The sequence below is a fragment of the Rhodococcus sp. MEB032 genome (genome assembly GCF_030208925.1).
GTDB lineage: Bacteria > Actinomycetota > Actinomycetes > Mycobacteriales > Mycobacteriaceae > Rhodococcus_F > Rhodococcus_F qingshengii.
Genome location: NZ_JARVSY010000028.1, coordinates 76,459 through 103,441 on the forward strand (window position 1 = coordinate 76,459; position 26,983 = coordinate 103,441).

The window sequence follows — 26,983 nt, forward strand, 5'->3', positions numbered from 1 at the left end:
CGCAAAAGGCTACTACTCTGGGTCACGATCACACCACGCCCAGCAGAATCGTCGCGACGATGACAATTCCGCATGCCGCGCTGGTCAGAAGCCGCCCGCGCCGTGTATGAGGGTCCGCACGATAGGGGAACAACCCTTGACGGACCCACGTGTAGATAGCCGCGGCGACAACGAATACTGCTCCGTCATAGGGCGTTTCGGTGCCGTAGAGGACGAAAATCAGTGTCGCGAGGCCGATGATCAAGCCTGCGAACGCTTCGATCAGTTGCACGGGGATTCGGCGCACCGCGAGAGTCCGGTCCGAAGCCCACATTCCCCATCTCGACCTGGTAGGTCGACCCGAACAGCATCCTGTCAAAAAGCATCCCGGGCGCCCGATCGCAATCCCGAGAAACAACCCGGGCGTTGTCATGTCCAGTAACACACCGACGCCCAGACCGAAGGCTGCTCCGCCGAGCACCAATACCGCGAGCGACACCACCAAAAATCCTTGTATGCATGCGCCGGCAGAGACGAATTTTCGAAGGCTCTGGCGGTGAAGTGCCAAGTACCAGAGCTTCGCACCCACGTAGCCGAGAAGGCAGCCGAGGATCGAAATGAGAACTGCCGCAGTGGCGTTCTCGCTCATACGGGTCAAGAGCAGTGCCTGCATGACGATGGCGAACACTGCACCCAAACCGACCAACAGCGGCCACGTCCAGAGTCGCACGCCGGGCCCGTGCACCAATGGCGCTGCGGTAGTCCAGGCCGTGGCGGTCTGCGGAGCTGCGATGTCGAACTGCCCGGTGGTGTCGTCCGGAGTTTCGATGCGCTCGGCACTGACAGTCCAACTACCAGTGGCGATTCCGCGGATTCTCGCAGTCACCGCGAAGCGTTCCCCCGCTGGAACACCGTTGACGTGGGTGACCCTCTCGAAACGTTCCGGTTCGCTGCCCGGGCTGTTGCGGGCTCCTCGGAACAGAATCGACAGATCGGAAGTAACCTCGGGCGATTCTCCCCAGTACGTTGCTGCGAGCCCCTGTGGTTCTATCTGCGTGAACGCTTCAGCGCACCCACCGCCGGGCGCAGCGAGTTCCGTTGCAGCGGTCGACTCGTCGTCACCCAATGGCCGGGCAACGCGTTCAGTGCCCGATGGCTTGGTGGGCATCGCCTTTTCGGCGATGGCCGGCGCCGGCGGTGCTTGAGCCAAGGCCGAGGCTGGCGTCGGCGCTGCTTTACTCAGATACGCCGCTGCGGCCGCTGCGGCCAGTTCTTCCACGGCACTACCGGCCGGACTGGGCCTAGCACGGGGTGTTGTGCCGACTTCGTCGTGCGGTCGTGAAGTGGGGTTCCGCTTCGGTGACGTGGCGCGTCGGGCTCGACTCTGCGTCGTAGACCGCTGTTTCGCGCGGGTTTTGGTTGATTTTTTGCTCACCGTCGCCCCAATCTCTCGGTTGGCGCGGATGCCCACCGAACTACTAAGGTCGATAGTAGCTGAACTACGAACCTGGATAGTAGGTAGAGGTCGAGCGCGAACGCGCGGGTGGGCACTGCGGCGAGACGAGGCGCTTCGAGGCCGAGCCGAGGAATATGGGAATTCCATGGTGCCGCAACGATCTTGGGCACACTCAAGAAGGACCTGGAAAGGACATCGAACGTCAACCGGCAATCGCGCGGACAGTGTAGTAGTTTGCGAGACTGGATAGGCTCCTTGTTCACCATGTTCGGAGACCGGGCACGGACTACTGGGTACGACTGCGGCAGACCCGGCGGCTGATGCGGGACTGGGCGTAGGGATCGCACTACGTTGCAGCAAGGGTGTGCAAAGTATCGAAGCGAACAATCACATCTAAGGGATCTGCAAAATGGAAGCTGACGCGATGCGCAACCACCGCCTGGTGGATTTGCCGACCAATGGCGCGGTGTTCGAAACCTCTCGGCCGGTACGGACGGGAGATATCGACGTCTCCGGGACGGTGCGACTCGATGGCGTTGCACGTTATCTGCAGGACATCGGTTTCGACGATCTCGATGCGAGCGGCGCAGCGGCTGCCCACCCGGTGTGGGTCGTGCGCCGCACAGTCATCGATGTCATTCGTCCGGTCAGCTGGCCGGCTCGTGTGCGCATGCGCAGATGGTGCTCGGGGTTGTCGAGCAGGTGGTGCACGATGCGTGTCCGCATCGAATCCGACGGCGGCGGCTTGATCGAGACCGAAGGATTCTGGATAAATCTCAATCCGGTCAACGGGATGCCTTCCAGGATCGAAGAGAGTTTCATGGCCGGACTCGGTTCGACCGCCAACGATCACCGATTGAAGTGGAAACCCTGGCACACCGCTCATCCGGGCGATGGGGAGGAAACGACATTCGTCTTACGATCGAGCGATATCGATCCGTTCAACCACGTCAACAACGCCACGTATTGGCAGCCTGTCGAAGACCTGATCAGAGATTGGGCCGGACCCCGAAATCCACTCCCCTACCGAGCGATTCTCGAATATCGCTCTCCCATCACCGCGGGAAACGACGTGACCGTGCGGTATCACAGTTCAGGGGAGAGCCTGAGTAGTTGGTTCCTGGTCTCGGGTTCGGTGTGCGCGAGTGCCTACGTCACAGCGATCGAAGTGTAAGTCCCCGGGCCGGGTCACCTCTGCGCTCTGGTCTCTTGAATCGTCATTGATCGGTTCACCTCACGAGTTCTTGACCAGGTGTGCCGGTAGCGGCGGGGTGAGTGGGTGTTCCCGGAGCGTTTCCATTACCTCGAATGTCGCGTCGAATGTCACGCATCGACAGTTCCCCGGCAGTCGATGTGCCGCCCTTTCGGACGATGTACTGGCAACGCGATAACGAAGGTGGTGCCTTGCCCGGCTCCGTCACTCGCGGCGGTGATCTGTCCACCGTGTGCTTCGACGAGTGCTTTCGCGATGGACAGTCCGATCCCTGCCCCTCCGTGAGCACGATCGCGTGCTGCGTCGGCGCGATAGAAACGCTCGAACAGATAGGGGAGGTGCTCGGCGGCGACTCCATCGCCTTCGTCGGTGAGTGTGAGGATGAACCGATCCCCTTTCACCCGTCCCCGCACCTTCACTGTGCTCTGTGATCGACTGTGGCGCAGTGCGTTGTCGAGCAGATTGCTCAACACTTGCCCTATGCGCTCCGGGTCCAGCCACACCGACGGCAGATTTCCGGGGACGTCCACGCTCAGAATGACTGCTTTCGTGTCGTATCGTTCTTCGTGCGCCGCTACCGCTGAGCTCACCAGTACCTCAGGTCTGGTCCATGTCGGTTCGATTGCAGCTCGATTCGTCTCGGCATCGGACAGCGCCGAGACGTCGCCGGAAAACCGTGCCAGACGTCGGGTCTGATCTCTGAGCATCGCAATGGTGTGATCATCGAGAGCTTCCACTCCGTCTTCGAGCGCTTCCATGAATGCTTCGAGAACAGCTACCGGCGTCCGGATCTCGTGCGCGAGATCTGCCAGCAACCGTCGACGCATCGACTCGGCAGACTCGAGACGGACCGCCATTTCGTTGAAGGCCGTCGCAAGTGCGTCGAAGTCGTCACCGAGCTGCGGCGGCGGGACTCTGGCCGCGTAGTTTCCCGCCGAGACTGCCGTGGCGGCAGTTGACACCGCAGTCACCGACCGCTGCAGCCGACGACTGAGATACCAGGTCACAGCCAGCGCGCACAACGCAGCTGCGCCGATCGCCACGGACAACGAGACCGCAGTTGCCGAGCGATATGCCTGCTCGGCATGCATTTGCTCCTCAGACATCGGAGGCACGCCCGCGCGGCGCAGATGCTCGCGGAACAAACTCGGACCGACAGTGACTGCAACGACCCATGAGGTGGCCGCTCCTGCCACCAAGACCAGCGTTTGGGCCATCAACAAACGCACGCCGACACCGAGTCCTCGGCGGGTACGCCCCTGATGAGACGAAAGTTCTTCCAGGGTAGTCATTTTCCGGAACCCATTCGGTACCCGATGCCGCGCACGGTATTGACATACAAAGGCGCGGCGGGATCATCGCCGAGTTTGCGGCGCAGATGACCGATATGAACATCGACAAGATGTTCGTTCCCCGTCCACGCAGGACCCCACACTGCTTCGATCAGTTGCCGACGGCTGAACGCCATCCCCGGCCGAGCGGCCAATGCCGCCAACACGTCGAATTCCGTCCGAGTCAGCAGAACCGGTTTCTCGGCGACCGAGACCTCTCGCCCGGCAACGTCGATCCTGAGCACCCCGAACGTCATTGGCGGACTCTCCTCGTCTCGGGTTACCGCTCTCGCAGTTGTACCGTGCGCGACTCCGCTGCGGGGTCTGCGCATCATCGCGCGGATCCTCGCTACCAACTCTCGGGGGCTGAACGGCTTGCTCATGTAATCATCGGCACCGACAGAAAGCCCGACGATGGTGTCCACTTCCTCACTGCGAGCAGTCAGCATCACCACGTATGCATCCGAAAATGTACGAAGTTCCCGGCATACCTCGATGCCGTCGATACCGGGCAACCCGAGATCGAGGACCACCACATCAGGATCGACCTCACGTGCCAGGGCGAGAGCGTCGAAACCGTTGTAGGCCACACTCACCTCGAATGACTCTCGTTCGAGGTAACTCGAGATGATCGAGGCCAGTGGGCGTTCGTCGTCGACGACCAGTGCCCGAAAACCTGCGTACCCGTCGGTTGACCGTGTTGACGTACTGTCCATGCCACCATCGTGGACTGCTCAGTCGCCGCTGCGCACGCGATACACGGTATGCGGTCACCTCTTCAGCGAATCTTCATAGAAAGCACACCGATCCCAGAGGGTTCGGCGAGCACTGTCGAAGGTGAGGAGAGTGAACGGACATGATGTGGTGGAGCGAGAATTCGGGTTATGGAATGGGTTGGGTCAGCTGGATTCTGATGGCGCTGGCGATGATCGCATTTTGGGGGTTGGTCATTGCGGCCCTACTTGCTTTGTTTCGTCCCAGGCGCAGTACCCGCAGCGAACTCCGTGGTACGAATGCGCAGCATCTGTTGGATGAGCGCTACGCCCGCGGCGAGATCGACGATGACGAGTATCGCTCCCGCAGTGAAGCTTTGGATCGATCCTCTCGTCGACACGAGAGTCGTTGACCTCTGCCGCACGCGCGCCCCGGGCTCGGTGGCGTATCAGTTCCGTTTCTCCACAACGACTAGACAAGGACAATCACAATCATGGCTATTGCGCCGTTCACAGGATCGGCTTTCAGTCGACGTACGTTTCTCGCCGCCACGGCGGCGGGGGCGGGTGGCCTGGCGTTGACCGCATGCACCACCAGCGGATCGTCCAACCCGAACCCCCCGCCGTTCGACAAGAATGCCATCACGTCCGCTGAGGCAGCGCGCCCGCATACCGGTCGCACCGTGGACTACACGCTCAATCCGCAGGGTGCCGATATCGATCTCGGCGGCATCACGGTGCGCACTCTGGCATACGGCGACAGTGTTCCCGGTCCGTTGATTCGCGCGAATGTCGGTGACGAGTTGGCGATCACCGTCAACAACGGACTCGATCATCAGACATCGGTGCATTGGCACGGCATCGCGCTTCGCAACGACATGGACGGCGCCATGCCGGCAAGCCCGAACATCGAATCGGGGCAGAACTTCACATACCGGTTCTCAGTACCTCATTCGGGAACGTATTGGGCTCACCCGCATGTCGGTCTCGACACCGACTACGGCCTGTATCTCCCCATCGTCGTCGACGACCCCCGCGAGCCCGTCGACTACGACGCCGAATGGATCGTGGTTCTCGACGACTGGACGGATGGAGTCGGCACGAGTCCGCAACAGATCCTCTCCGACCTTCAGTCCGGAAACGGCATGGGTTCGATGGGCGGATCCGGGATGGGCAACATGCCTGGCATGGGTGGAATGAACCACGGGTCGGCCGAAACCACGCTGCCCGCCACCTCGGGTGGCCCTAACTCGGTAGAATCAAGCGCTCTGCTCGGTGGGGACGCGGGTGACGTCAGCTATCCGTACTATCTGATCAACGGGCGGATAGCTTCTGCACCGACAACTTTCTCGGCCGCTCCCGGTCAGCGTGTGCGTATTCGCATCATCAACGCGGGTGCGGATACCGCTTTTCGAGTCGCCCTTGCCGATCACGTGATGTCCGTGACCCATACGGACGGTTTTCCGGTCGTACCGACAGAAGTCGATGCGCTTCTCCTCGGCATGGGTGAGCGCTACGACGTGATCGTCACGGTCAAGGACGGTGTATTCCCGCTCGTCGCCGCGGCCGAGGGTAAGAACGCTCAGGCTCGGACGCTGCTGCGTACAGGCTCGGGCGCTGCGCCCGACGCGTCGTTCCTCCCTCGGGAATTGGCAGGTCGAGTGGGCACGGTCGAGTCGTTCACTGCAGCCGAAAGTGTCGTTCTGCCGCGAAGCGATGGCACCGGTGTCGATCTCGTGGCAGACCTCGGGGGGGACATGATGAGCTACCAATGGACGATCAACGGTCGGAACTACGACCAAACCGAACCTCTGACCGTCAAAGAAGGGGACCGAGCCCGGCTCACGTTCACCAACATGACGATGATGTGGCATCCCATGCATCTGCACGGGCATACGTTCCAAGTGGTCAAAGGTGACGGCGGTGTCGGCCCTCGTAAGGACACAGTCATCGTTCGTCCGATGGAATCTGTCGCTGTCGATCTCATCGCCGACAACCCGGGCGACTGGATGCTCCACTGCCACAACGGATATCACCAGGAGTCGGGTATGATGACCCGCTTGGGCTACATCGTCTGACACGTGGAGACGTCCGAACACACGATCACACCAGCACGGGAGGCGCGACCTGATTGGGCCGGCATCTCATTCGATGCCTCTTCCTACCCCGTTCGGCGAGGTGAGATTGTGGCCGCCCCGGCATCGGGTCAGCGTCCCGGAATCCCCGGCCTCTGCCCTGCCGCTGGACTGGGATCGAAATCCCGCGAACGGCGCAACTGCCCATGGCTCCGGTGTACACCTGGCGACACTCCACGGGCGCTCGAAATTCGACGTTCTCTGCGCGGGCGAATACACGAGGGAGAATCCGACCAAATGTCCGACGGAAGTAGTCGAGGCGCAGCCTTGACTCACCTTCTCCTAACGCGAGTATAGTAGAAACAGGTACCCCCCTGGGGTACCAGACGGGAAGGGAATCATGAGCGGTCAGACTAACTCGCAGCCGAATCTACTCGATAAGACGCAACGCGGCTGTGGATGCAACTCGACGAAGAAATCACCCACGACATCCGCGCCCACCCCTACGGAGGACATCATGTCTGCAACCAACAACACGTTCGCGGTCACCGGCCTCACCTGCGGGCATTGCGTCGGCGCCGTCACGGACGAGCTGCGCGCCCTCCCCGGAGTGAGCGAGGTCGAGATCGATCTCGTCGCCGGAGGAGTCTCCACCGTGACCGTCACAGCTTCAGCGCCACTGACCGAGGAACAAGTAACTGCCGCGCTCGACGAAGCCGGCAACTATCATCTCGCGAACATCTGACCGGGCGCCCACACCGCCAGCGTAGGCAGGTCAGGAGAGGTACATCTGATGAGCACCCTGGACAACACGACCGTCGCTGCCGAGTCCGCACACAGTGTCGAACTGGTCATCGGCGGCATGACCTGCGCCTCCTGCGCCGCGCGAATCGAAAAGAAGCTCAACAAGATCGACGGCGTCACCGCGACAGTGAACTACGCGACCGAAAAGGCGAAGGTCGATTTCACGGGTGCGGTAGCACCTGAAGACTTGATCTCCACCGTCGAGGCAACGGGATACACCGCCACCTTGCCTGCCCCCAAGGGCTCGTCCGGGGAGGTCGGCACTACCGACGGGGTGGACGCCCGAATCCAGGACGAGGCTTCGCAACTGCGGACCCGACTGCTCGTCTCGCTCGCATTGACTGTGCCTGTGGTCGCATTGTCGATGATCCCGCCATTGCAGTTCACGAACTGGCAGTGGCTGGCCTTGACGCTCGCATCTCCCGTCGTCGTCTGGGGCGCACTCCCCTTCCACCGCGCTGCACTGACGAATGCCCGACACGGCGCGGCAACAATGGACACTCTGATCTCGGTGGGGGTGTCGGCGGCCTACCTGTGGTCACTGTGGGCGTTGTTCTTCGGTCATGCCGGAATGGCCGGCATGAAGATGGAGTTCAGCCTGTTCCCACAGCAGGAGGGCGGAGCGGACCACATCTATCTGGAAGTCGCTGCTGCGGTCACCGTCTTCATACTGGCGGGGCGATATTTCGAAGCCCGCGCCAAGAAGCAGTCGGGTGCAGCCCTACGCGCACTGATGGACATGGGAGCCAAAGACGTAGCGGTGTTGAGGGAACACACCGAGATCCGAATTCCCACCGAACAATTGGTGGTCGGTGACATCTTCGTCGTACGCCCCGGCGAAAAGATCGCGACCGACGGCATCGTCACCGACGGCACATCTGCGGTGGACGCCTCCATGCTGACCGGCGAATCCGTGCCAGTCGAAGTGCGCCCTGGCGACGCCGTTGTCGGCGCCACCGTCAACGCTGGAGGGCGACTCCTCGTTCGAGCAACTCGTATCGGCGCCGACACTCAGCTCGCTCAGATGGCACGACTGGTCGAAGATGCACAGAACGGCAAGGCTCAGGTCCAACGTCTCGCCGACCGCATCTCCGGAATCTTCGTCCCGGTCGTCATCGTTCTCTCACTGATGACGTTGGGTGCGTGGCTTTTGACCGGTCACTCGATGGTGACGGCGTTCACCGCCGCCGTTGCCGTGCTGATCATCGCGTGCCCCTGTGCATTGGGGTTGGCAACACCGACGGCGCTGATGGTCGGAACGGGCCGCGGCGCCCAGTTGGGGATTCTCATCAAAGGCCCCCAGGTTCTCGAATCCACCCGTCAGGTCGACACCATCGTGCTCGACAAGACCGGGACCGTCACCACCGGGCGCATGAGTGTCGATTCGACAGTCGGCGCAGATGGCGAGAATATCGACGAATTACTTTTTGTCGCAGGAGCGTTGGAGGACGGCTCCGAACACCCGATCGCGCAGGCCATCACTCTTGCAGCTCGGGCTGACGGCCGGCCGTTGCCGAGAATCGAAGGTTTCTCCAACCACGACGGCCGAGGCGTCTCCGGTGTCGTAGACGGCCGAGCCGTTGCTATAGGTCGGCGAACCTGGTTGGAGCAGGACTGGTCTCTCGTCGCACCCAAGAATCTGGAAGTGGCCGCACACGACGCGGAAGCCGACGGAAAGTCCCCGGTGTGGGTTGCGTGGGACGGTTCGATCCGCGGAATCGTGGTCGTGTCGGACACTGTCAAGGACACCTCGAAAGAGGCCATCACTGCATTCCGAACCTTGGGACTACGTCCCATCCTGTTGACCGGCGATAATGCTCGCGCCGCCGTCGCCGTCGCAAAACAAGTGGGGATCGAAGCCGCCGATGTCATCGCCGAAGTCTTGCCCGCGGACAAAGTAAGCGCCGTCAAAGACCTCCAAAGCCGTGGGTATACAGTCGCTATGGTCGGTGACGGTGTCAACGACGCCGCTGCTCTGGCACAAGCAGACTTAGGTCTGGCCATGGGCACCGGCAGCGATGTCGCCATCGAAGCCTCCGATCTCACCCTTGTCCGAGGCGACCTGCGCTCCGCCGCAGATGCGATCCGTCTGTCGCGCTCGACGTTGAAAACCATCAAAGGGAACCTTTTCTGGGCCTTCGCCTACAACGTGGCGGCGTTGCCTCTGGCGGCGCTGGGGTTGTTGAACCCGCTGATCGCCGGCGCTGCCATGGCTTTCAGCTCCATCTTCGTCGTCACGAACAGTTTGCGCCTACGACGATTCACCAGTCATGCCACAAGCTCCGATCACTGATTTGATCCCGAATTCGACTGCCCCGATGACCTTCCGTCTGCCCTGAACTCTTCGGACGCGATGTGCGGGAGAGGTCCCACTGTCCACCCGCAACGAATCCAAAGGTTTCACTTCACGAGGACCACCATCACGGACGAGGGCAGTCGTCGACTGCTTGGGACACCATGGTCCTTCATCGAATCTTCACCAAACATCTAACCAAGGCATATCCGCCACCGGCAGGCTCAGTATTGAGACACACGTGGACCCCACAACATCACGCCCCAGAGGTGCCGACGATCTGCCACAACACGGGAACATGCCACCGAGGTATCCGCACAGTCGCTGCCGCAAGAATGGCGGTCACAACGAGAGGGCGCAGAGATGAATCGAACCACCGTTCTCGAAGTACAAGGATTGCAGTGGGCGACATCGAAAGCCGCAGTCGAATCAACTCTCCTTCGCCGACGTGGCGTCGTCTCTGCTGAGGCCAACGTCCTCAACCAAACTGCCACGGTCACCTACGACCCGGCTGCAACCTCGATACCCGAACTGTCCCAATGGATCCGGGACTGCGGCTATCACTGCGCAGGGCGATCAGTGCCCTCCCACAGCTGCGACCCCCTCTCCGAACCAAACGACAGCACCAGCGCCACGCCCTCTGAATACCACGTTCATTCAGACCACGCCGACACATCAACCGACGCACCGGTCGAACACCCCGGCGAATCTCCTCACGGCGAACACACAGCGCACGAACCACATGCTCAACACTCTGCACAGGACATGATGGGGCACGGAGGCGCCCACGCCGGAATGTCGATGGACGACATGGTCCGGGACATGCGAAATCGCTTTCTCGTCGCTCTCGTTCTGTCCATTCCGATCATGCTGTGGTCCCCGATGGGGCGCGACATGTTCGGATTCACAGTTCCCGCCCCGTTCGGACTCCGCGACGACGTATTCACCCTGATACTGAGCTTGCCAGTGGTGTTCTACTCGGCCTGGATCTTTTTCGACGGCGCTTATCGGGCTCTGAAGGCCCGCACCCTCGACATGATGGTCCTCGTTGCCGTCGCCGTCGGGGCGGGTTGGCTCTACAGCGTCGCCGTCACCTTCACCGGCGGCGGCGAGGTCTTCTACGAGGCCGCGTCGGTGCTGACGGCTTTCGTCCTGCTCGGACATTGGTTCGAGATGCGAGCCAGAGGTGGAGCCAACGACGCGATTCGCACACTGCTCGAACTGACCCCGCCATTGGCAATCGTGTTGAGAGACGGCGAACCCGTCGAAGTTCCCACCGCCGACGTTGTCGTCGGAGACCTGTTACTGATCCGACCAGGCGGCAAAGTCCCTGTCGATGGAACGGTCGAGAGCGGAACTTCCGAAGTCGACGAGTCAATGGTGACCGGGGAAAGCCTTCCCGTATCCAAAGAACCGGGATCCGCAGTCATCGGGGCTTCCATCAACACGACGGGCACACTTCGCGTCCGAGCAACCAAAGTCGGTGCCGACACCGCCCTGTCCCAAATAGTGGCGTTGGTCCAGGAAGCGCAGAACTCGAAAGCGCCGGGGCAACGGTTCGCTGATCGGGCCGCGTTCTGGCTCGTCCTTGTTGCTTTGATCGGCGGCACCGGCACCTTCCTCGTCTGGTGGGCGGCGGGTGCAGGAGTGCAGACCGCGCTTCTGTTCGCGATCACCGTCGTTGTCATCACCTGCCCCGACGCTCTCGGTTTGGCCACGCCCACCGCCATCATGGTCGGCACCGGACTCGGAGCTCAACGAGGAGTGTTGTTCAAAAATGCCACCGCGCTGGAATCCTCGGCGCGCATCGAGACGGTAGTGATGGACAAGACCGGCACCCTCACCAAGGGTGAACCCGAAGTCACCGACGTCGTCGTCGACGGTATCGGCACCGATGAACTCCTTTCCCTCGTCGCGGCGGTCGAACGCGAGTCCGAACACCCCCTCGCCGGCGCGATCGTCCGCTACGCGACCGAACGCGGCGCCCCGGAGTTTCCCCTCACAAATTTCCGTAATGTGCCAGGTCATGGTGCGGCTGCGGAGGTGGACGGTCGTCGAGTGGCGGTGGGCAACCGCAAACTGATGATCGCCGAAAACGTCGACTTCGGCACATTGATGGGTACACGCGACGACCTCGCGGCCAGCGGGCGCACAGCAGTACTCGTTGCCGTCGACGGACAGGGCGTCGGGGTGATCGCACTCGCCGACGCTGTCCGAGAGACTTCCGCCGCCGCAGTGGCGGCGCTGCACGACTTGGGCGTCGAAGTCGTCATGCTCAGCGGCGACAACGAAGCCACCGCACAGCGCATCGCGGGCCAGCTCGGTATCGATACCGTCATCGCGGAAGTGCTCCCCGGCGACAAAGCCGCCAAGATCGTCGAGCTGCAAAATGCCGGCAAAAAGGTTGCGATGGTCGGGGACGGAGTCAACGATGCTCCCGCGCTCGCACAAGCGGACCTCGGTATCGCCATCGGCGCAGGTACCGACGTCGCAATCGAAACAGCGGACCTCGTGCTGATGCGGTCGGACCCACTCGACGTACCGGTCGCTCTACAAATCGGGCGAGGCACCCTCCGCAAGATGAGACAGAACCTCGGATGGGCAGTCGGGTACAACGTCATCGCCCTCCCCATCGCCGCTGGAGTCTTCGAACCCTCCCTCGGACTTGTACTTCGCCCCGAGATCGCGGCGCTGTCGATGTCCGGGTCCAGCTTCATCGTCGCAGTCAATGCACTACTGCTGAAGCGGCTACGCCTCCCTTCTCCCCCAGATCAACACCGGCCTTCACCCAGCACTACGAAGTCCACCTCACAGAACGTCTCATGACCCGACAACCGATCTCCCAGCGAAAGGGATTCCCCGATATGAAGAAGGTCCTCGCAATCAGTGCTGCAGCAACTGCAGCACTATTCGTCCTCACCGCATGTAACAGCTCCAATACCGATGAAACTACCTCCACGCCAACGTCAATGAGTGCCGAATCCAGTTCATCGGCGAACGCGAGCACTCACAATCAGGCAGATGTGACATTCGCCGAGCAGATGATCCCGCATCACAGTCAGGCCGTCCAGATGAGCGACATGCTCCTCTCCAAAGACGGTATCGACCCCCGAGTGACGACGTTGGCAGAACAGATCAAGGCAGCGCAAGCCCCAGAAATCGAGCAGCTGCAGGCCTGGTTGACCAGCTGGGGACAGAGTTCGTCCTCCTCTGGCATGAATATGCCGACCACCTCCCACAGCATGGAAGGCATGACACCCTCTACCAGCATGAACATGCCGATGCCCTCAGAGAGCATGGGGATGACGCCGGGAATGATGGAGGGGATGATGTCCGCCGATGACATGACCGCGCTGCAGAATGCACAGGGAACCGATGCCGCGAAACTGTTCCTCGCTCAGATGATCGACCATCACCGCGGAGCTGTCGCAATGGCGCAAACTGAAGTTGATTCCGGACAGTATCCCGAAGCTATCTCCATGGCGCAGACCATCATCAGCGCGCAAAACCAGGAAATCACCACGATGGAAGGCATTCTCGCCACGCTGTGATCACGACTTCCGGCGTTCATTGCTCAGATTTCAGTCGGATGTGAGCGCACGCGGCTCGGTGTCTCTGCTTGACAATTGACCTCGGCAGAGGCACCGAGCCTTCTAGGCGACAGGTCAATACCCCGGAGGACACCGAACACTATCGAGGCAACCTCATTTGTTGGAGGGTTTGGTAATTACACCCGAAGATATCCCGAGATCCGCACGCGCCGTCCTGCGTGCGCGGTCACATTCGTCGGGCTCAACATTCTGGTCAGGCTCCGTGGGATACCCACCAGCACGAGGTAGGAACGGGTGCACAAAAACCCACGCCTGAACCGAACCGATCTATTTGCATCAATCAGGTCCAGGCGCAAACCGAGCCCATCGATTAACGAGGGACAGGCCGGGTACGCAAACGAGAACAGACGACATGGAGGTCATGATGCAGGACGTTCGGCGGGGGATGACCGACTCCGAGTTGATCGCGGAGGCGTACCGACTCGAAAGCCAGCCGGTATTGAGCAGGTGCGACCACATCAGGTTGACACTGATACACGATGAACTCGAGTGTCGCGCAGGATGTCGGGAAAAGAAACTCCCTGACGCGGCGCCACAACGGCTTCCGCCTTGCAAGGGCAGGAAGTGCGCATGATTGACAAGTTTGATCACCACGTTCACACACTCACATCAGAATGGCTGCGCCACTCCCCCGGCATGCAGGCGCGGGGCTCCCCTGATCCATATGCCCCCGCGCCACTCTCACCCGCTCGCTCTCAGTTGAGTCCCGCGTACGAATGGAGGCCGGAGACATCCATCTTGATGATGAAGAGATTGAACAGCATTGCGACGAAACCGGCAATGATTATCCAGGCGGCACGGGTATCGCGCCAACCAGAAGTAGCACGCGCGTGCAGAGAGGCGGCGTAGATCACCCAAGCGATGAAGGAGATGTGAACGACGGTTGAAAACTAGACCACCCGTCGTTTCTGGACTAGTTTTCAACCGTCGTCAACAGGAGACCGTTTCCTTGGGGTCCCATCCTTCTTGACAACATCCAATCGCGCACTAGGAGCGTTCGGGGACCGCAGTACCGATCGAGTCCTTCGACACACAAGTACGCACTCCGCACGCCCGCTCACCTTTCAACCGCTGCCGAAACGCGCCCGCCATCAAAGCCAGTGAAATCAGCCCCAGGACCGGTTGTATCGGTGCCCACAGATTCAACGCACCCGTCACACCGACAGTCATGATCACCAATTTGTTGCACACCGGACAGCCGACGGCCAACAGAGCCAGCGCATTGCTGCCAATGCCCACGCGCGAGGGTGCTGCAGAACTGGATTGCGTTCGCACATACGTCGCGAGTATCAATCCACTCAATATCGCGTTCGCGATCCACACCGGATAGTTCCACCACAGCACCGGAGTCATCCGCTGGTAGAACGAAGTCGGCACTATCCCGGTGGGGACGCCGACGATGAGCGCTGCTGCCACCGCACCTGCCGACGCAGTAATCCAACGCCAGAGCGACCAATTCGTCATCGCCGATGTCCCTCCCTCATACAGTGAACTACTAAAAGAGATAGTAGTTCACTGTATGAGACGACCGGAAACGGCAATCCTTCAACGACTTGCATCCCACCCGACAGGGGTATCACCGAGGTGCACGTGTGTGAAAGCGAAGTCTCCACGGCGATCGAATACGATGCGCGGGACAGCGGGAGTTTGCGCAGCGTCGAGGCAGGGCAACCGAGGCCCGCACCGACAAACGTGAGCGCGGTAAGAGTTCGCGTAACAACGAATCGGTCAGTGCGGCTGTCGTCTTGGTAGGACCCCGTTTGGTGAGCCACTCGCTATCAGAGAATCAATGCGTGTGAATACAGCTGGCAGCTGTACTCATTCGGAGTGCGGTAAGCCAGCGATGAATGCCGATGTCGGGTGTTGTAGTCCTCCTTCCCGTCCTCGATGACCACCCGGGCTTCGAGGAGGCTGTGGAACTCGTTCATGTTCAGGCATTCGTCACGGACTCGGTTGTTGAAGGATTCGATGTAGCCGTTCTTCCACGGCTGACCAGGGGGAACATATCCGATTCCCAGTCGGTCCTCGCAGAACGTCCGCAACGCCTCGGAGATGAATTCGGGTCCGTTGTCGCACCGCAACACCTGTGGCGGGCCGCCCCAGAGCGCGAACACTTTCTCCAGGGCGGCGACGAGATCCTCTGCCGGGATGGATCCCTCGACCATGTTGAGCACCGACTGGCGCGAATGCTCGTCCACCATTGACGCGATCTTGAACTTCCGTTCGTCGGTGGTGAAGTCGAACTGGAAGTCGATCGCCCACACCACCTTCGGTGCATGTGCCTCGGCAATCGGGGTGGTCGAAGCGTCGGCTCGTTTGCGGATTTTGCGGACCTTCACCCGCAACCCTTCCTCGCGCCAGAGACGCTGAACCTTCTTCTTTGTTAATCACCCAGCCCATGGCACGCAAGTCCGCCCACGCCCGACGAAACCCCTTGCGGGCATTCGCTTTGGCCCAGTCTCGCAACCACTTCCGCAGATCGGCGTCCGGATCGTCCGGGGTGTCTCTCGCAAGCGCTTTTCGTTGGGTGGATCGCGGTTGCCCGACGATTTTGCAGGCGAAACGCTGTGAGAGCCCCATCGTTTCCTGGAGCATGACGACAGCGTTTCGTTTGGCGGTCAGGCTCAGAATTTTCCAGTGATAATGGAATCAACCCGTTGACGGAACGGCCTGACCCAGAATTTTCCGAGCAATCTCCTTGAGTGCAGCCTTTTCGAGTTCGGCTTCGGCGAGGAGCTTCTTGAGCAGGGCGTTCTCGTTCTTGAGTTCTTTGAACTCTTTGGCGTCGTCGGCTTTCATGCCGCCATACTGCTTGCGCCAGTTGTAGAGCGTCGGCACCGAGACGTCGAGTTGTCGGGCGATTTCCTCGTCGTCGGCGCCTGTGGCGGCAAGTTCGTCGCCGTGGCGCAGTTTTCGGATGATCTGTTCGGGCGTGTGCCGTTTGCGTCCAGCCATGAGTTGCAGCCTTTCATGCCCTTGATCAGGGCGGAAGGATTCTCATAGCTTGCGGGTCACTTGATGGGGGTCATGCCAGTCTCATCCGTCGCCGGCACAGTCATCACCGAAATTGGGAACGAACTCATGGCGACTTCGTGTCCTCACTTCTTCCCGTCATACGTGCGACATATATTGCGTACACGTAGTTTGCGGACGACACGGCTCACTCGGATCCGTTTCCCGCCAGTGTGCTCGTTGTGGGATGGAACCTTCCGGTGTGAGCTTCAGCCCGAATCCGTTCCACCATGTGTGGGTGGTGCATCTCGAACGCCGGACACTCGGAGCGGATAGGGGCTCGGTGAAGTTGTGGCGTGGCGGCGGACAGCTGGTCGCCCACTCGAGAGAATTGCCATTGCCCCACGGATCGTCGACCGTGACGACTTCACCAAATCTGTAGCTCCTGAAGACGTTCCAGATGAACGGCAAGGTGAATGGTGAATGCACCCAAGACGAAGGACTCTACGGTCGAGATGGAGTTCAGTACCGCAAAGTCGTCCAAAGGTAGGTAATCCGCTTAGCGGCGCGGCATCCCCTCGACGCCGAGCCAGTGCTGCACGAGGAAGGTCATGTGGAATCCGCGAACGCCGCTTAGAAATGCCATTTGCCCAGCCACTCATCCATCACTCGGCCAGTCATCTTAGGGAACCAGAAGTAGATCCGCGCGTACGTGGTGAACACAACCGTACCGAAGACCACGTAGTGAAAATGTGCCACGCCGAAGTAACTGTCGGTGACCTGAAAATCGAACGGTGGTCTGGCCAGAAGCACCTCCGAAAGACCATCGACTAAGAAGGTGATCAAGAAACTGATCGAGAACAGCATCGGCGACTCGAAAGTCAATTGCCCCTTCCACCAATCCCGATAACGCCAACCCCACGATCCCCACATGTCCGCGCGCACGCCCGGCGAAACTCTTATGGAGACAGACGTACGCAACGATTTTCGCCGACCTCTGAAGCCAACCGTACCGCCGACGGAGAAGAGCTAGAGAAGCCTGGTCACATTGGGCACCATGCCGTCCCAACGCACCGGGGAAACCTTGACCACATCGCCGGACTGCGGGGATTCAAGCATCTGATTGTTGCCAAGGTAGAGCGCCTCGTGCTGACTTGCGTTGGGCCCGTAGAAGATCAGATCCCCTCGCTTCATCTGAGAGGCTGGAACCTGCCTTCCCGCGGTGTACTGGTACCCGGAGTAGTGCGGAAGTGAGATTCCCACACCAGCAAACGCATAGATCATGATTCCGGAACAGTCGAAGCCTGCATTTTCGAAATCACCGAAAGTGTCCGCGACTCCGCCGTCACGAATTCCGACGGTCGGCCCGTTTGCGTCTCCGCCTCCCCACGAATAGCGGACACCGAGTTGCGACATTGCCCGGTCGATGACAGTTTCGATGGCACCGTCACCGGTGACCGAATTCTGACCGTCGTCACTCACGCCACCTCCGGGCTCCGTCGTAACCGACGGAGCCTTGGTTGGAGAAGCAGGCGGTGACGGCGTAGCCGTCACCGACGTGGGAGCCCTTGTAGAAGCAGCAGACGGTGACGGCGTAGTCGTCACCGACGGCACCTTCGTCTCCGAGGAATCATCGCTGATCTGGGTATGCGGACGCTGTCTGCTGGCAATGTCCGCGGCGCGATCACGTGCAATTTGATCCGCAGCAACCCGGGTCGCAGCTTCCGATGCTGCTTGCTGCGCTGCGGCGATCGCCGCAGCGGTAGCTGCTTCCTCTGCTCTGCGCTGAGTATCCCACTGGTCGTAGACCTGACGCTGGTTCTGCAATCCCGTCGCGCTGTTTCTCGCTGCCTCCAACTCGATTTGCGCGGAATCGCGCTCCTTCATGACCACTGCCTGTTGCTCTGTTGCCGACTTCTGCGCATCCGTCACGCGCTGGATTGCTTCCATTGCGAGGGCTTTGTTGTCTTCTGCTCTGGCTGCAGCAGCGTCGGCGGTCGCCTGGGCCGCCCGTGCCACAGACTCCGTGTTCGATCGCGCCGTTCGTGCGCGCTGAAGCTCGTCCATGACCGCGTTGTGCTTCTTCGTAATCATCCGCACCAGGTCAGCTTTGGCCAAGAGATCGTCGGGGCTGTCGCTTCCGAGGAAGACGGTCAGCGAGCCGGCGGTGCTGCCTTGTCTGTAGCTGGCGGCAACGAAATCGTCGAACTGCTGTTGCGCCACCTCGATTGCCTGCCCAGCCACTCCCATGTCGGTGCGTGCAGCTGCCCCAGCAGCAGTGGCGGCCACCGCGACATCACGGGATGACTGAAGGTCCACCAACGCCTTGTTCACGTCCTCCCGCTTGATCGCAACCTGGGCGGCGATCTCAGCGAGTTGCGCATTCGCCGACGCAACGTCGTTGATCAGATCGCCGATACGGCCCAGAGTTTGATCCACGCGTGAGTCTGCCTGTTGCAACTCGGTATCGCTCGGATTCGGTGGCGGCGGCGGAACCGCCATCGCGATACCGGGAGTGGTTGCGACGATCGATCCGGCGAGAGCCAGACCAAGGACGGCGTGAGCGACTCTCGTGCGAGCATGCGTGAGTCGATTCCGTTGCCTCACAAACACCCCTCGTCCTCGACGACTCAAACTGCGCTCGACACCCATGTACTAAGGACAATAGTAGATAAACATCATCAACTGCCCCATATGACAAAAAGCGTCACATGTTTCCCTCGCGCACCACAGATCGGCTAACCGTGCTGTCGTACCGGATTGGACCAGAACGGCAATGCTCCTGACCTCGGGACCGTTCGCACCCGCTGCGTGGAATCGCCACCCCGCCTTGCTCAGGAATGTCGGGTGCACGCACGAGGCGCCGGCGGGCACATCCCGATTGTCATTGCGCCTGCTGAAGGTTCGTTACAGAGCGATGGTGATCGCCGCGGTGTGCAACTGGCCTCCTGTCTGGAACTCGATGAACAGTCGCCAGTCGCCGGATTTCGAGAGTTTCGCAGGTACATCGAATTCCGGACCTCGCTGATCGCTGTCCAGTGGCGTCAGATCAGCAAAGGCGAGAGTCTGTGCATGGATTGCAGTGACATGGACATAGGCGCCCTCGTAGCGCTGCACGTCGGATCCCTGCTCGTCGCCTCCGGCAATGTCCACCGTGAGCTCTCCCGACTGGCCGGGTGTGAGTTTCCCCGCGACCGTGAGCGTGTAGCCGTCGACCGAGGTCGACGGCATGGCGTGTGGAAGCCTTTCCGGAGTCCCCTCCCCAGGAACTGTGACCAGCTGCGAAAGCACCTGCGTTTCAGAGGTTTTCCCGCTAAGAGCCCTAAACTGGGCGTATACGCGGTATCTCCCGGGTACGAGGCCTGAGATCGGGGCGCTCCACGTGCCGTCGCCAGCCATGATCGGATGCAGATGCGCGAATCTCGTCGAGTCATCCCGAATGAAATACAGATGCATGAGCTGGCCTTGCTCTGCCTCGTACTCGGTTACCGCGCCACCCCCTGAATCGTCGATTCGGAATCTCCACGTCGTGGCTTGACCGGCGGGAATCATCGAATCATCAGTAATCAGCGCCATATCGGAGGTGCTGGACTCGAGCCCATTCATCACTGCCGAGGGTTCGCCGGCCTTGCTCGACGATGACTGAAGGGAAGGCTCCGCACTATCGGTACCGCTGTTCGTGCAGGCCGTGAGTGATGTCACGGCGGCGGCGACCACAGCCGCCACCGTCATGTACCGAGGCAGACTGCGAATATCCATCGGGTTGGATCGCTTTCTTTGTTCCACCGACCAAGGGAGGAGATGTCAGGGGTCGAAATGAAGGGTAGCCCGATCAGGAGATTGCCGATTGATCAACACATTCATCTCGCCCCAGCGAGTAGATCGAGGTTGGTAACACCACTGCAGCATGAGCTTCAGCGAGTGTGTCGCCGCACGCACTGATCACCTGGTCGTCGGACGCGCCGCCGAGGGACTCCGGCGTCGATTGGCCACATATGGGGTGAGCTCTTTACAGGGCAGGGATCGGGTCGTCGGCGATTCCGAGCCCGAGATGTTCGATGTGATAGACCGCTTCGTCGAGAAGCATCGCCACATGATTGTCGTACAGGCTGTACACGACGTTGCGGCCCTGCCGCGTCCCCGTCACCAACCCCATCGCACGCAGCAGTCGCAGTTGATGCGAGACAGCGGACTGCTCCATCCCCACCGCCTCCACCAGGTCACCCACAGAACACGCCCCGTGCCGCAGCCGAGTCAACATCCGCAGTCGACTCGGCGTCGCCAACGCCTGCAACGTGGCAGCCACCGTCGCGGCCGACTCCGCATCGAGCTGCGCGGGCGGTGTGGACGTGCCTTCGACTCCGTGACCCATGTGAAGCATCTTACCCATCATGATTACATGAAGAGGTCTTCATGTTTTCCTGTATCGTGGCGTTCGTTCCTACCCCCCTGCCCCCAGCCGGAAGCCGTGCCATGACCACCCCTGTACGCAGCGATCCACACACCGAGCCCGCGGCGCCCCGGGCCGCAACCGCCGTCCGCACCCGGCCGTTCGCACTCCCGGAAGTGCGGTGGGCAGCCATCGCGACCGGGCTGTTCGTCCTCGGGCTTGCCGCTCAGTTCGGCGGTGCCCCGACCTGGCTGTGGTGGACGCTGTATCTGGGCTGCTACGTCACCGGCGGGTGGGAGCCCGCACTGGCGGGCTTGCAGGCGCTTCGAGAGAAAACCCTCGACGTCGACCTGCTCATGATCGTCGCCGCGATCGGCGCCGCGGCGATCGGCCAGGTCCTCGACGGCGGCCTGCTGATCGTCATCTTCGCCACCTCCGGCGCGTTGGAAGCATTCCTGACCCAGCGCACCGCCGACTCGGTGCGCAGCCTGCTCGATCTTGCTCCCGAACGTGCCACCGTCATCGGCCCTGACGGGCACGAAACCATGGTGGATGCGGCGTCGTTGACGGCAGGTGATGTGATCGTCGTCCGGCCGGGCGAGCGGATCGGCGGCGACGGCCGGATCATCTCCGGAAGCAGCGATGTCGATCAGGCCTCGATCACAGGAGAACCCCTACCAGTGGCAAAACATCGCGATGACGAGGTGTTCGCCGGAACCCTCAACGGGACCGGCACTCTGCGAATCCGGATCGATCACGCGGCATCGGAGACGGTCGTCGCGCGGATCGTGGCGATGGTCGAAGAAGCGTCCGCCACCAAAGCGAAGTCGCAGCTGTTCATCGAGAAGGTCGAGCAGTACTACTCGGTCGGAGTCGTGGCCGCGACCCTCGCAGTGTTCTTCATCCCGTTCGCGCTCGGCGGCGCCCTGCAACCGTCGCTGCTGCGAGCGATGACGTTCATGATCGTCGCCTCCCCGTGCGCAGTCGTGCTGGCCACGATGCCGCCGCTACTGGCGGCGATGGCCAACGCCGGCCGCAACGGCGTGTTGGTCAAATCCGCCGTCGTGATGGAGCAGCTCGGTTCGGTCACCACCGTCGCATTCGACAAAACCGGAACCCTCACCAAGGGGTCCCCGGCCCTGACGGACATCCGGCCGATGAGCGGGGCGAACCTCGCCGCCGACGAGCTGCTCACGTTCGCCGCCGCGGCCGAGCATCCCAGTGAGCACCCGCTCGCTGACGCGGTCGTCGCCGCTGCCCGCCAACGCGGGTTGCAGGTGCCCCCTGTCGAAGAGTTCGACTCCGCCCCCGGCCGGGGAGTGCGAGCACGCCTGAACGGTCGCCGGATTCAGGTCGGCAGCCCCGCACACCTGCTTCCAGCGGCGTCGGCCGCGATCGCGGACCGTGCCACGGCGCAAGCGATGTCTGCGGCCGCCGAAATGGAAGCCGGCGGAAAGACCGCGATCGTGGTGATTGTCGACGCCGCACCGATCGGAGTACTCGGACTGGCCGATCAACTCCGCGACGGCGCCCGCGACGTCGTCGACGAACTGACCACCCTCACCGGACACACTCCGGTTCTACTGACCGGCGACAATCCCCGCGCCGCCGCTGCGCTCGCCGCACAGGTCGGGATCACCGACATGCGAGCCGGACTCCTCCCCGAGGACAAGGTCACCGCCGTCGCCGACCTCGAACGCAGCGGCGCGAAAGTGCTACTGGTCGGTGACGGTGTCAACGACGCCCCCGCACTCGCCGCCGCGCACACCGGCATCGCCATGGGCCGCGCCGGATCCGACCTCGCACTCGACACCGCCGACGCCGTCATCGTCCGTGACGAACTCGCCACCATCGCGCGCGTGATCGCCCTCTCACGCCGTGCCCGGCGCATCGTGATCGCCAACCTCGCGATCGCCGCCACCTTCATCACCACCCTCGTCCTGTGGGACCTGTTCGGGCACTTACCGTTACCCCTCGGCGTCGCCGGACACGAAGGCTCCACCGTCATCGTCGGACTCAACGGAATGCGACTACTTTCCCAACGCGCGTGGCGCTACGAGACAGGCAACCTCGGGTGGCGCCGGGCTCGATCCATCTAGAGAAGAGGTACATCTCCCAAGCAAAGGTCGTCCGCCTTCGATTGCCTGCGCGCTACGTAGTGGCGAAGGGAACCCGCGAGTTTTGCCGCGGGACGCCGTCAATGGACCACCCGCCATGAGCAATCTACTATTGACGATAGTAGGTTGTTGATCGACACTGTCCCAGACCGCTCGATCCGAGCATAGGAGAACTCCATGAGCTTGGCGCCGTTCCTCGTCGTAGTTCTCGGAATTCCAGCAGGAATGGCCGCCATAATTGGACTGATGACCGCGGGCAACGAGAGAAAGAGCCGAGTTGACCGACCGATGCGACGCATGCGCGCGGAGATCAGTCGACTCAATTCGGAGAACGCCGCACAGTAGCCCGGCACGGCATCGACCATGCTCACCGCCGATACACTCGTGCTGCATCTCATCTCGCAACCACGAGCGGGACCACGGACGTGGGGTCAAGATCCTTCCTCGGGAGAGGCGACGTCGTGCAGCCAAGGTCGGGCGCGAGAATCGAACTCCCAACGCAACACCAAATCGGATCTCATCACACTGTCCACGTCTTCCGACTGACCAGACAGCCGGCTTCCACATCGGGGCCGGAATGCGTCATCTCCCCTCCTGACATCCCGGCAAGCTTCAACCTACGGAAGGAGCGCGTCGGGTCGGGCGGGGAGTCGACCGGTTTCGAGGAAGATGATGCGTCGTCCGATTTCCACAGTGTGGTCGCAGAATCGTTCGTAGAACCGTCCGAGCAGGGTGATGTCGACAGCAGCTTGCACTCCGTGCGGCCATTGTTGGGCTTGGGTGACGGTGAACAGGCGCCGGTGCAGTTCGTCCATGACCGTGTCGGCGGCCACAAGCTCTTGCGCGTGAGCAGAATCGACGTGCCGCAGTATTACCTGGGTTTCGGTCGCCCGAGCCACTGCTGTCCTTCCCATGTCCGCTACGACTGCCCGCGCTTCGGGCGGTACGGCCGACGTCGGGTGGCGCAGGCGCGCGATCTTGGCGATGTGGACGGCCAGTGCGCCCATACGTTGCAGACTTGCGGCGATGTGCAAACCGCCAACGGTAAATCGGAGGTCATGTGCCACAGGGGCTTGTAAGGCGAGAAGTGAGAATGACTTGTGTTCCCAGTCGGAGGCGGCCCGCTCGAGGTCGGTGTTCGCGTCGAGTACTCGCTCGGCGGTGCGAAGGTCGGCATCGAGGAGGGCTGCCGTTGCCTCCGACATCGCTGTCACGGTGAGCCCGCACATCGACGTTGACAGACGCCAGGCCACACGAGAGGTCGTCGAGGCTGTCGGCGAAATGTGTGCGCATCTCATCACCCTAGATGTGTACCCAGCGGTTGTTTCGTCTTCAGTTCGATCCGGGGCATCGGGTCCATTGCGCCTCTTCTCGGCCTCCGTCCGGGCAATACCGTTTCTGTGCCCGCCGGTGACGGGTAGAAATGGATTGAAGCCGACAGCCGTAATGGGTGCTGTCGGCGAGGTGCCTGTGGTTAAGCAGTCAGCCGCAGGTGCCGACCACAACGCGATTCAGTCTGTCATCGGTCACAAACCGAGCAGCAGCTGATCGAATTGCGAACGCAACCCACCGAGTAGAGCGAAGTCTGCGCGAACACGGGCGCTCAACTGCTCGGACACCTGGCGGAGTTTGACGTTCTTCTGCTCCAAGCGCCAGATGAGAATGTCGAAGGCCCGCTCCGCGGAAATTCCGTACACGATCATCAGCATCACTTTGGCCTGCTCGATCGCTCCACGGGAGCTACTGATCTCATCGACCAACTCGTCGACCGACTCCCTGACCCATGCGGTCGAGCGTTTCGGTGACGTCTATGTAAAGACCGGCACTACCGATTACTTCGTCGTTGCCGCCGAGGATGCTGTCGCCCACCACGATTCACCGATCTCGTCACACCATTTGTGTCGACGATGCGATGTCTACTACTGAACGGCCCAAACTGGTCGCCGCCGGCACCGCCCTCTACGAGGCGTGAGGCATTATCTTCCTCGAAGACCAACTCGCGGAAGCCCGCCGCATCAACACCGAACTTCAACAGCAAGAAAGCGGACCCGGCGCATCACCCGAATACGCCCAGCACCTCCGACATCACCCCTCCCCCAATACTCTCCGCTACGCCACCACACCCACCTTCGCGGACTGCATCTTCACAGGGCGGATCTGTCCGAGCGGAAACGTCAGGAGTCGAACGCAGACAATGCTTTCGCTACAGTCGATCAATGCAGCACCATCCCGACGTGGCGTTGCACTCGGCCCACCGAACGCGATGTCGCGCAGGCCGAAAATTCGGTGGGCCGCCTCTGACTGCGCGCCCGTCGACCCTGACACCGGGCCGCACGGCCCATCAGGTCGGACGTCTCACCCTGACCTGGTGAACCACGGTGGAACTGTGTCCCCCCAACTGGCGAAAACACATACCCTCGCTCGGCCGCCGAAAACATGGGTACAGAAGAATTTCACCCCGGACAGCGCCTAGGAACCTTCGATCTTGCCGCAACGCCTGGCCGGGGGCAACGCCTAGAACACACACTCGTCTACGCGACCCCCATGGTGGCAGACATGGATTGATGGTGTCGACGTGTGCTCAGCACGTACCCGTGCGATCGCGTCGCGTTTCACTCGCGAGTGCATGGCAGCATTTTCCGAAATGAGGAGAGTGGGGCAAAGCACCACGGCAAACAGGACAAACCTCACCTCGACCGCCCGCGAAGCGTACGGCCTAGTCGTACACGTCCGGGAGCGGGCGCCGGCATCTACCGGTCTCATCGGTCCTCTGCCTTGTATGGTCGTCGAGACTGCCCTCCCGGCGTCAGCGCCCCATCGGTTGGGTAGAGCACATATGGTCCTGCAATGATGCACGGCCCAATCTCGCAGTTGCACCGAAAGCTCGCTCTCACTCGTCGATCTCGGCCAGAGAACCACGAACGGCACGGAGGACCTCACGAGATCAGTCCGAAAGCGAACTCCATGCCACCACAGCATTTTTCGCCGTGTCGCAAAGTCAAGACGGTCGGTGCTACGCCTGCAGCGCAAGTTTTCCAATCTGTAACTTCGATTATCTGTGCGCTAGCCGCCGAAAAGCAGTCCAGTGCAAGCCGAACCTCTACGCAATACAGTCAGGAGAACCTGATGACACCACACCCGAAGAGGGAGCATCACCGTGATCCGTCAAACGCCTGAGTCCGCGGGCGTGAGTGGTTTCAGCGACCGCCTCAGTGCTCGTTGATCCCAGGCCCTTGATGAGTGTGTATTGCGCACCGATTCGACACCGTAAAATCGACCGGGAAGCCATGCAGTGCAGTTATTCGCGTAACACGCGAATCTCGGATCTCTCCATCCCAGGCATCGTCGTGATCGCGCGCAGCGGGAGTTGGCATGCCATGTTCGAGCCCACGAGCTTTCATTTCCCCGTTCACATAGTAGAACCGCGCCTTTTGATTCGGGGTGTGGCGATCAAACCTGTCGTACAAGTATTGGTACTCCGCGACCAGGTCATCGCCCGTCATTCGGTAAACCGACAGAGGCGCCTCGTCATTCGTCATCGAATCGCCTCCTTGATACAGCGGCGCCGCAAGAGAATCTCGAAGACCATTCCCCGGCCGAGCGGACTTCGCAACGTGGATTTGCGGTTGACCCACGGGACAATTACACACCTGTCTCCGACGGGGTCAAAGGATGATCCCAGCTTTCGATCGGCTTCGGTCATGCCACCCCAGGTTCCGTACGGCTCACCAGCACCCAGGGCATACTCGCGACAACTACCGAGCAGGGGCAGTTCTGACAAATCCGCCGAGTCGGCGAATCCCACCGGCTTCCAGCAGTAAGACCACCCTCCACCGGCACTCGAACCTCGCCTTCCGTCACGCCCTCACCCGAATAACCTATAACCAAACCCGTGACTGCATTCAAACAAGCAGCAGGAAGGCAAGACACGAAGGAACCCCCCGCCGCCTCGAACGCACCAGTCGCGCCCCGCGACGTAGCCTACGAAGATCATTCTTTGGGCACTCATACGTTGTCTTCGCTTCGAACGCCACCGTGGACGTGCCCGT

At 61.1% G+C, this 26,983-nt stretch carries 20 protein-coding genes and 3 pseudogenes; 9 read left to right on the forward strand and 14 right to left on the reverse strand.

Annotated elements, in window-relative coordinates:
• Positions 1-28: 28 nt before the first annotated feature.
• Positions 29-1,258 (reverse strand): prolipoprotein diacylglyceryl transferase family protein, encoded by a 1,230-nt coding sequence (locus tag QRN54_RS25245; RefSeq protein WP_051720982.1) that lies wholly within the window; start codon positions 1,256-1,258, stop codon positions 29-31.
• Positions 1,259-1,844: 586 nt separating this feature from the next.
• Here QRN54_RS25245 and QRN54_RS25250 point away from each other — a divergent pair.
• Positions 1,845-2,609 carry an acyl-[acyl-carrier-protein] thioesterase gene (locus QRN54_RS25250; protein WP_030537783.1) on the forward strand — a complete coding sequence of 255 codons (765 nt, stop codon included), beginning with the start codon at positions 1,845-1,847 and terminating at the stop codon, positions 2,607-2,609.
• 149 nt (positions 2,610-2,758) lie between these two features.
• On the opposite strand, the gene QRN54_RS25255 is transcribed toward QRN54_RS25250, so the two are convergent.
• Both QRN54_RS25255 and QRN54_RS25260 read right to left on the reverse strand, forming a co-directional pair.
• Positions 2,759-3,940, reverse strand: coding sequence for a HAMP domain-containing sensor histidine kinase (locus tag QRN54_RS25255; protein WP_030537784.1), 1,182 nt, complete (start codon positions 3,938-3,940; stop codon positions 2,759-2,761).
• Complete coding sequence (locus QRN54_RS25260) at positions 3,937-4,695, reverse strand: response regulator (RefSeq protein WP_030537785.1); 759 nt, start codon at positions 4,693-4,695, stop codon at positions 3,937-3,939. The genes QRN54_RS25255 and QRN54_RS25260 overlap by 4 nt, the downstream gene beginning before the upstream one ends.
• Before the next feature lie 140 nt (positions 4,696-4,835).
• Between QRN54_RS25260 and QRN54_RS25265 the strand changes: the two genes are divergently transcribed.
• The 6 genes from QRN54_RS25265 (at position 4,836) to QRN54_RS25290 (ending at position 13,415) form a co-directional block, all read left to right on the forward strand.
• Positions 4,836-5,105 carry an SHOCT domain-containing protein gene (locus QRN54_RS25265; protein WP_030537786.1) on the forward strand — a complete coding sequence of 90 codons (270 nt, stop codon included), beginning with the start codon at positions 4,836-4,838 and terminating at the stop codon, positions 5,103-5,105.
• 81 nt (positions 5,106-5,186) lie between these two features.
• Positions 5,187-6,770, forward strand: coding sequence for a multicopper oxidase family protein (locus QRN54_RS25270; protein ID WP_030537787.1), 1,584 nt, complete (start codon positions 5,187-5,189; stop codon positions 6,768-6,770).
• Positions 6,771-7,284: 514 nt separating this feature from the next.
• On the forward strand, positions 7,285-7,512 hold the full coding sequence (locus QRN54_RS25275) for a heavy-metal-associated domain-containing protein (protein WP_030537788.1): 228 nt from the start codon (positions 7,285-7,287) through the stop codon (positions 7,510-7,512).
• 48 nt (positions 7,513-7,560) lie between these two features.
• The gene (locus tag QRN54_RS25280; protein ID WP_047270630.1) at positions 7,561-9,864 is read left to right on the forward strand and encodes a heavy metal translocating P-type ATPase; all 2,304 of its coding nucleotides are present in this window, start codon (positions 7,561-7,563) and stop codon (positions 9,862-9,864) included.
• 363 nt (positions 9,865-10,227) lie between these two features.
• Positions 10,228-12,690, forward strand: coding sequence for a heavy metal translocating P-type ATPase (locus tag QRN54_RS25285; protein WP_058228111.1), 2,463 nt, complete (start codon positions 10,228-10,230; stop codon positions 12,688-12,690).
• Positions 12,691-12,728: 38 nt separating this feature from the next.
• Entirely contained in the window at positions 12,729-13,415 is a 687-nt protein-coding gene (locus tag QRN54_RS25290) for a DUF305 domain-containing protein (RefSeq protein ID WP_047270628.1), read from the forward strand.
• A 755-nt stretch (positions 13,416-14,170) separates the two neighbouring features.
• On the opposite strand, the pseudogene ccsA reads toward QRN54_RS25290, so the two are convergent.
• The 7 genes and pseudogenes from ccsA to QRN54_RS25325 form a co-directional block, all read right to left on the reverse strand.
• Positions 14,171-14,347, reverse strand: a pseudogene (gene ccsA, locus QRN54_RS25295) (cytochrome c biogenesis protein CcsA); the annotation flags it as partial.
• 115 nt (positions 14,348-14,462) lie between these two features.
• Positions 14,463-14,939, reverse strand: coding sequence for a hypothetical protein (locus tag QRN54_RS25300; RefSeq protein ID WP_047270626.1), 477 nt, complete (start codon positions 14,937-14,939; stop codon positions 14,463-14,465).
• A gap of 314 nt (positions 14,940-15,253) precedes the next feature.
• Positions 15,254-16,430: pseudogene (locus tag QRN54_RS25305) on the reverse strand (IS3 family transposase).
• A gap of 205 nt (positions 16,431-16,635) precedes the next feature.
• Positions 16,636-17,324, reverse strand: a pseudogene (locus tag QRN54_RS25310) (cytochrome c oxidase subunit I); the annotation flags it as partial.
• Between the two features lie 132 nt (positions 17,325-17,456).
• Positions 17,457-19,079: an NlpC/P60 family protein gene (locus tag QRN54_RS25315; protein ID WP_081377629.1), complete on the reverse strand. Its 1,623-nt coding sequence runs from the start codon at positions 19,077-19,079 to the stop codon at positions 17,457-17,459.
• Positions 19,080-19,334: 255 nt separating this feature from the next.
• Complete coding sequence (locus QRN54_RS25320; protein WP_052959930.1) at positions 19,335-20,186, reverse strand: DUF8832 domain-containing protein; 852 nt, start codon at positions 20,184-20,186, stop codon at positions 19,335-19,337.
• A 250-nt stretch (positions 20,187-20,436) separates the two neighbouring features.
• Entirely contained in the window at positions 20,437-20,799 is a 363-nt protein-coding gene (locus tag QRN54_RS25325) for an ArsR/SmtB family transcription factor (protein ID WP_047270658.1), read from the reverse strand.
• A gap of 101 nt (positions 20,800-20,900) precedes the next feature.
• Between QRN54_RS25325 and QRN54_RS25330 the strand changes: the two genes are divergently transcribed.
• Positions 20,901-22,916: a heavy metal translocating P-type ATPase gene (locus QRN54_RS25330; RefSeq protein WP_047270622.1), complete on the forward strand. Its 2,016-nt coding sequence runs from the start codon at positions 20,901-20,903 to the stop codon at positions 22,914-22,916.
• Between the two features lie 195 nt (positions 22,917-23,111).
• The gene (locus tag QRN54_RS25335; protein ID WP_155419211.1) at positions 23,112-23,279 is read left to right on the forward strand and encodes a hypothetical protein; all 168 of its coding nucleotides are present in this window, start codon (positions 23,112-23,114) and stop codon (positions 23,277-23,279) included.
• 272 nt (positions 23,280-23,551) lie between these two features.
• Here QRN54_RS25335 and QRN54_RS25340 read toward each other — a convergent pair whose 3' ends face one another.
• The 4 genes from QRN54_RS25340 to QRN54_RS33675 form a co-directional block, all read right to left on the reverse strand.
• Positions 23,552-24,139, reverse strand: a complete 588-nt coding sequence (locus QRN54_RS25340) for a PhoU domain-containing protein (protein ID WP_285183374.1) — start codon at positions 24,137-24,139, stop codon at positions 23,552-23,554.
• A 321-nt stretch (positions 24,140-24,460) separates the two neighbouring features.
• Entirely contained in the window at positions 24,461-24,637 is a 177-nt protein-coding gene (locus QRN54_RS25345; protein ID WP_232354283.1) for an ANTAR domain-containing protein, read from the reverse strand.
• A gap of 1,506 nt (positions 24,638-26,143) precedes the next feature.
• Complete coding sequence (locus QRN54_RS25350; RefSeq protein ID WP_054827429.1) at positions 26,144-26,473, reverse strand: hypothetical protein; 330 nt, start codon at positions 26,471-26,473, stop codon at positions 26,144-26,146.
• Entirely contained in the window at positions 26,470-26,739 is a 270-nt protein-coding gene (locus QRN54_RS33675) for a WhiB family transcriptional regulator (RefSeq protein WP_052959928.1), read from the reverse strand. Before QRN54_RS33675 ends, QRN54_RS25350 begins: the two co-directional genes overlap by 4 nt.
• Positions 26,740-26,983: the final 244 nt, after the last annotated feature.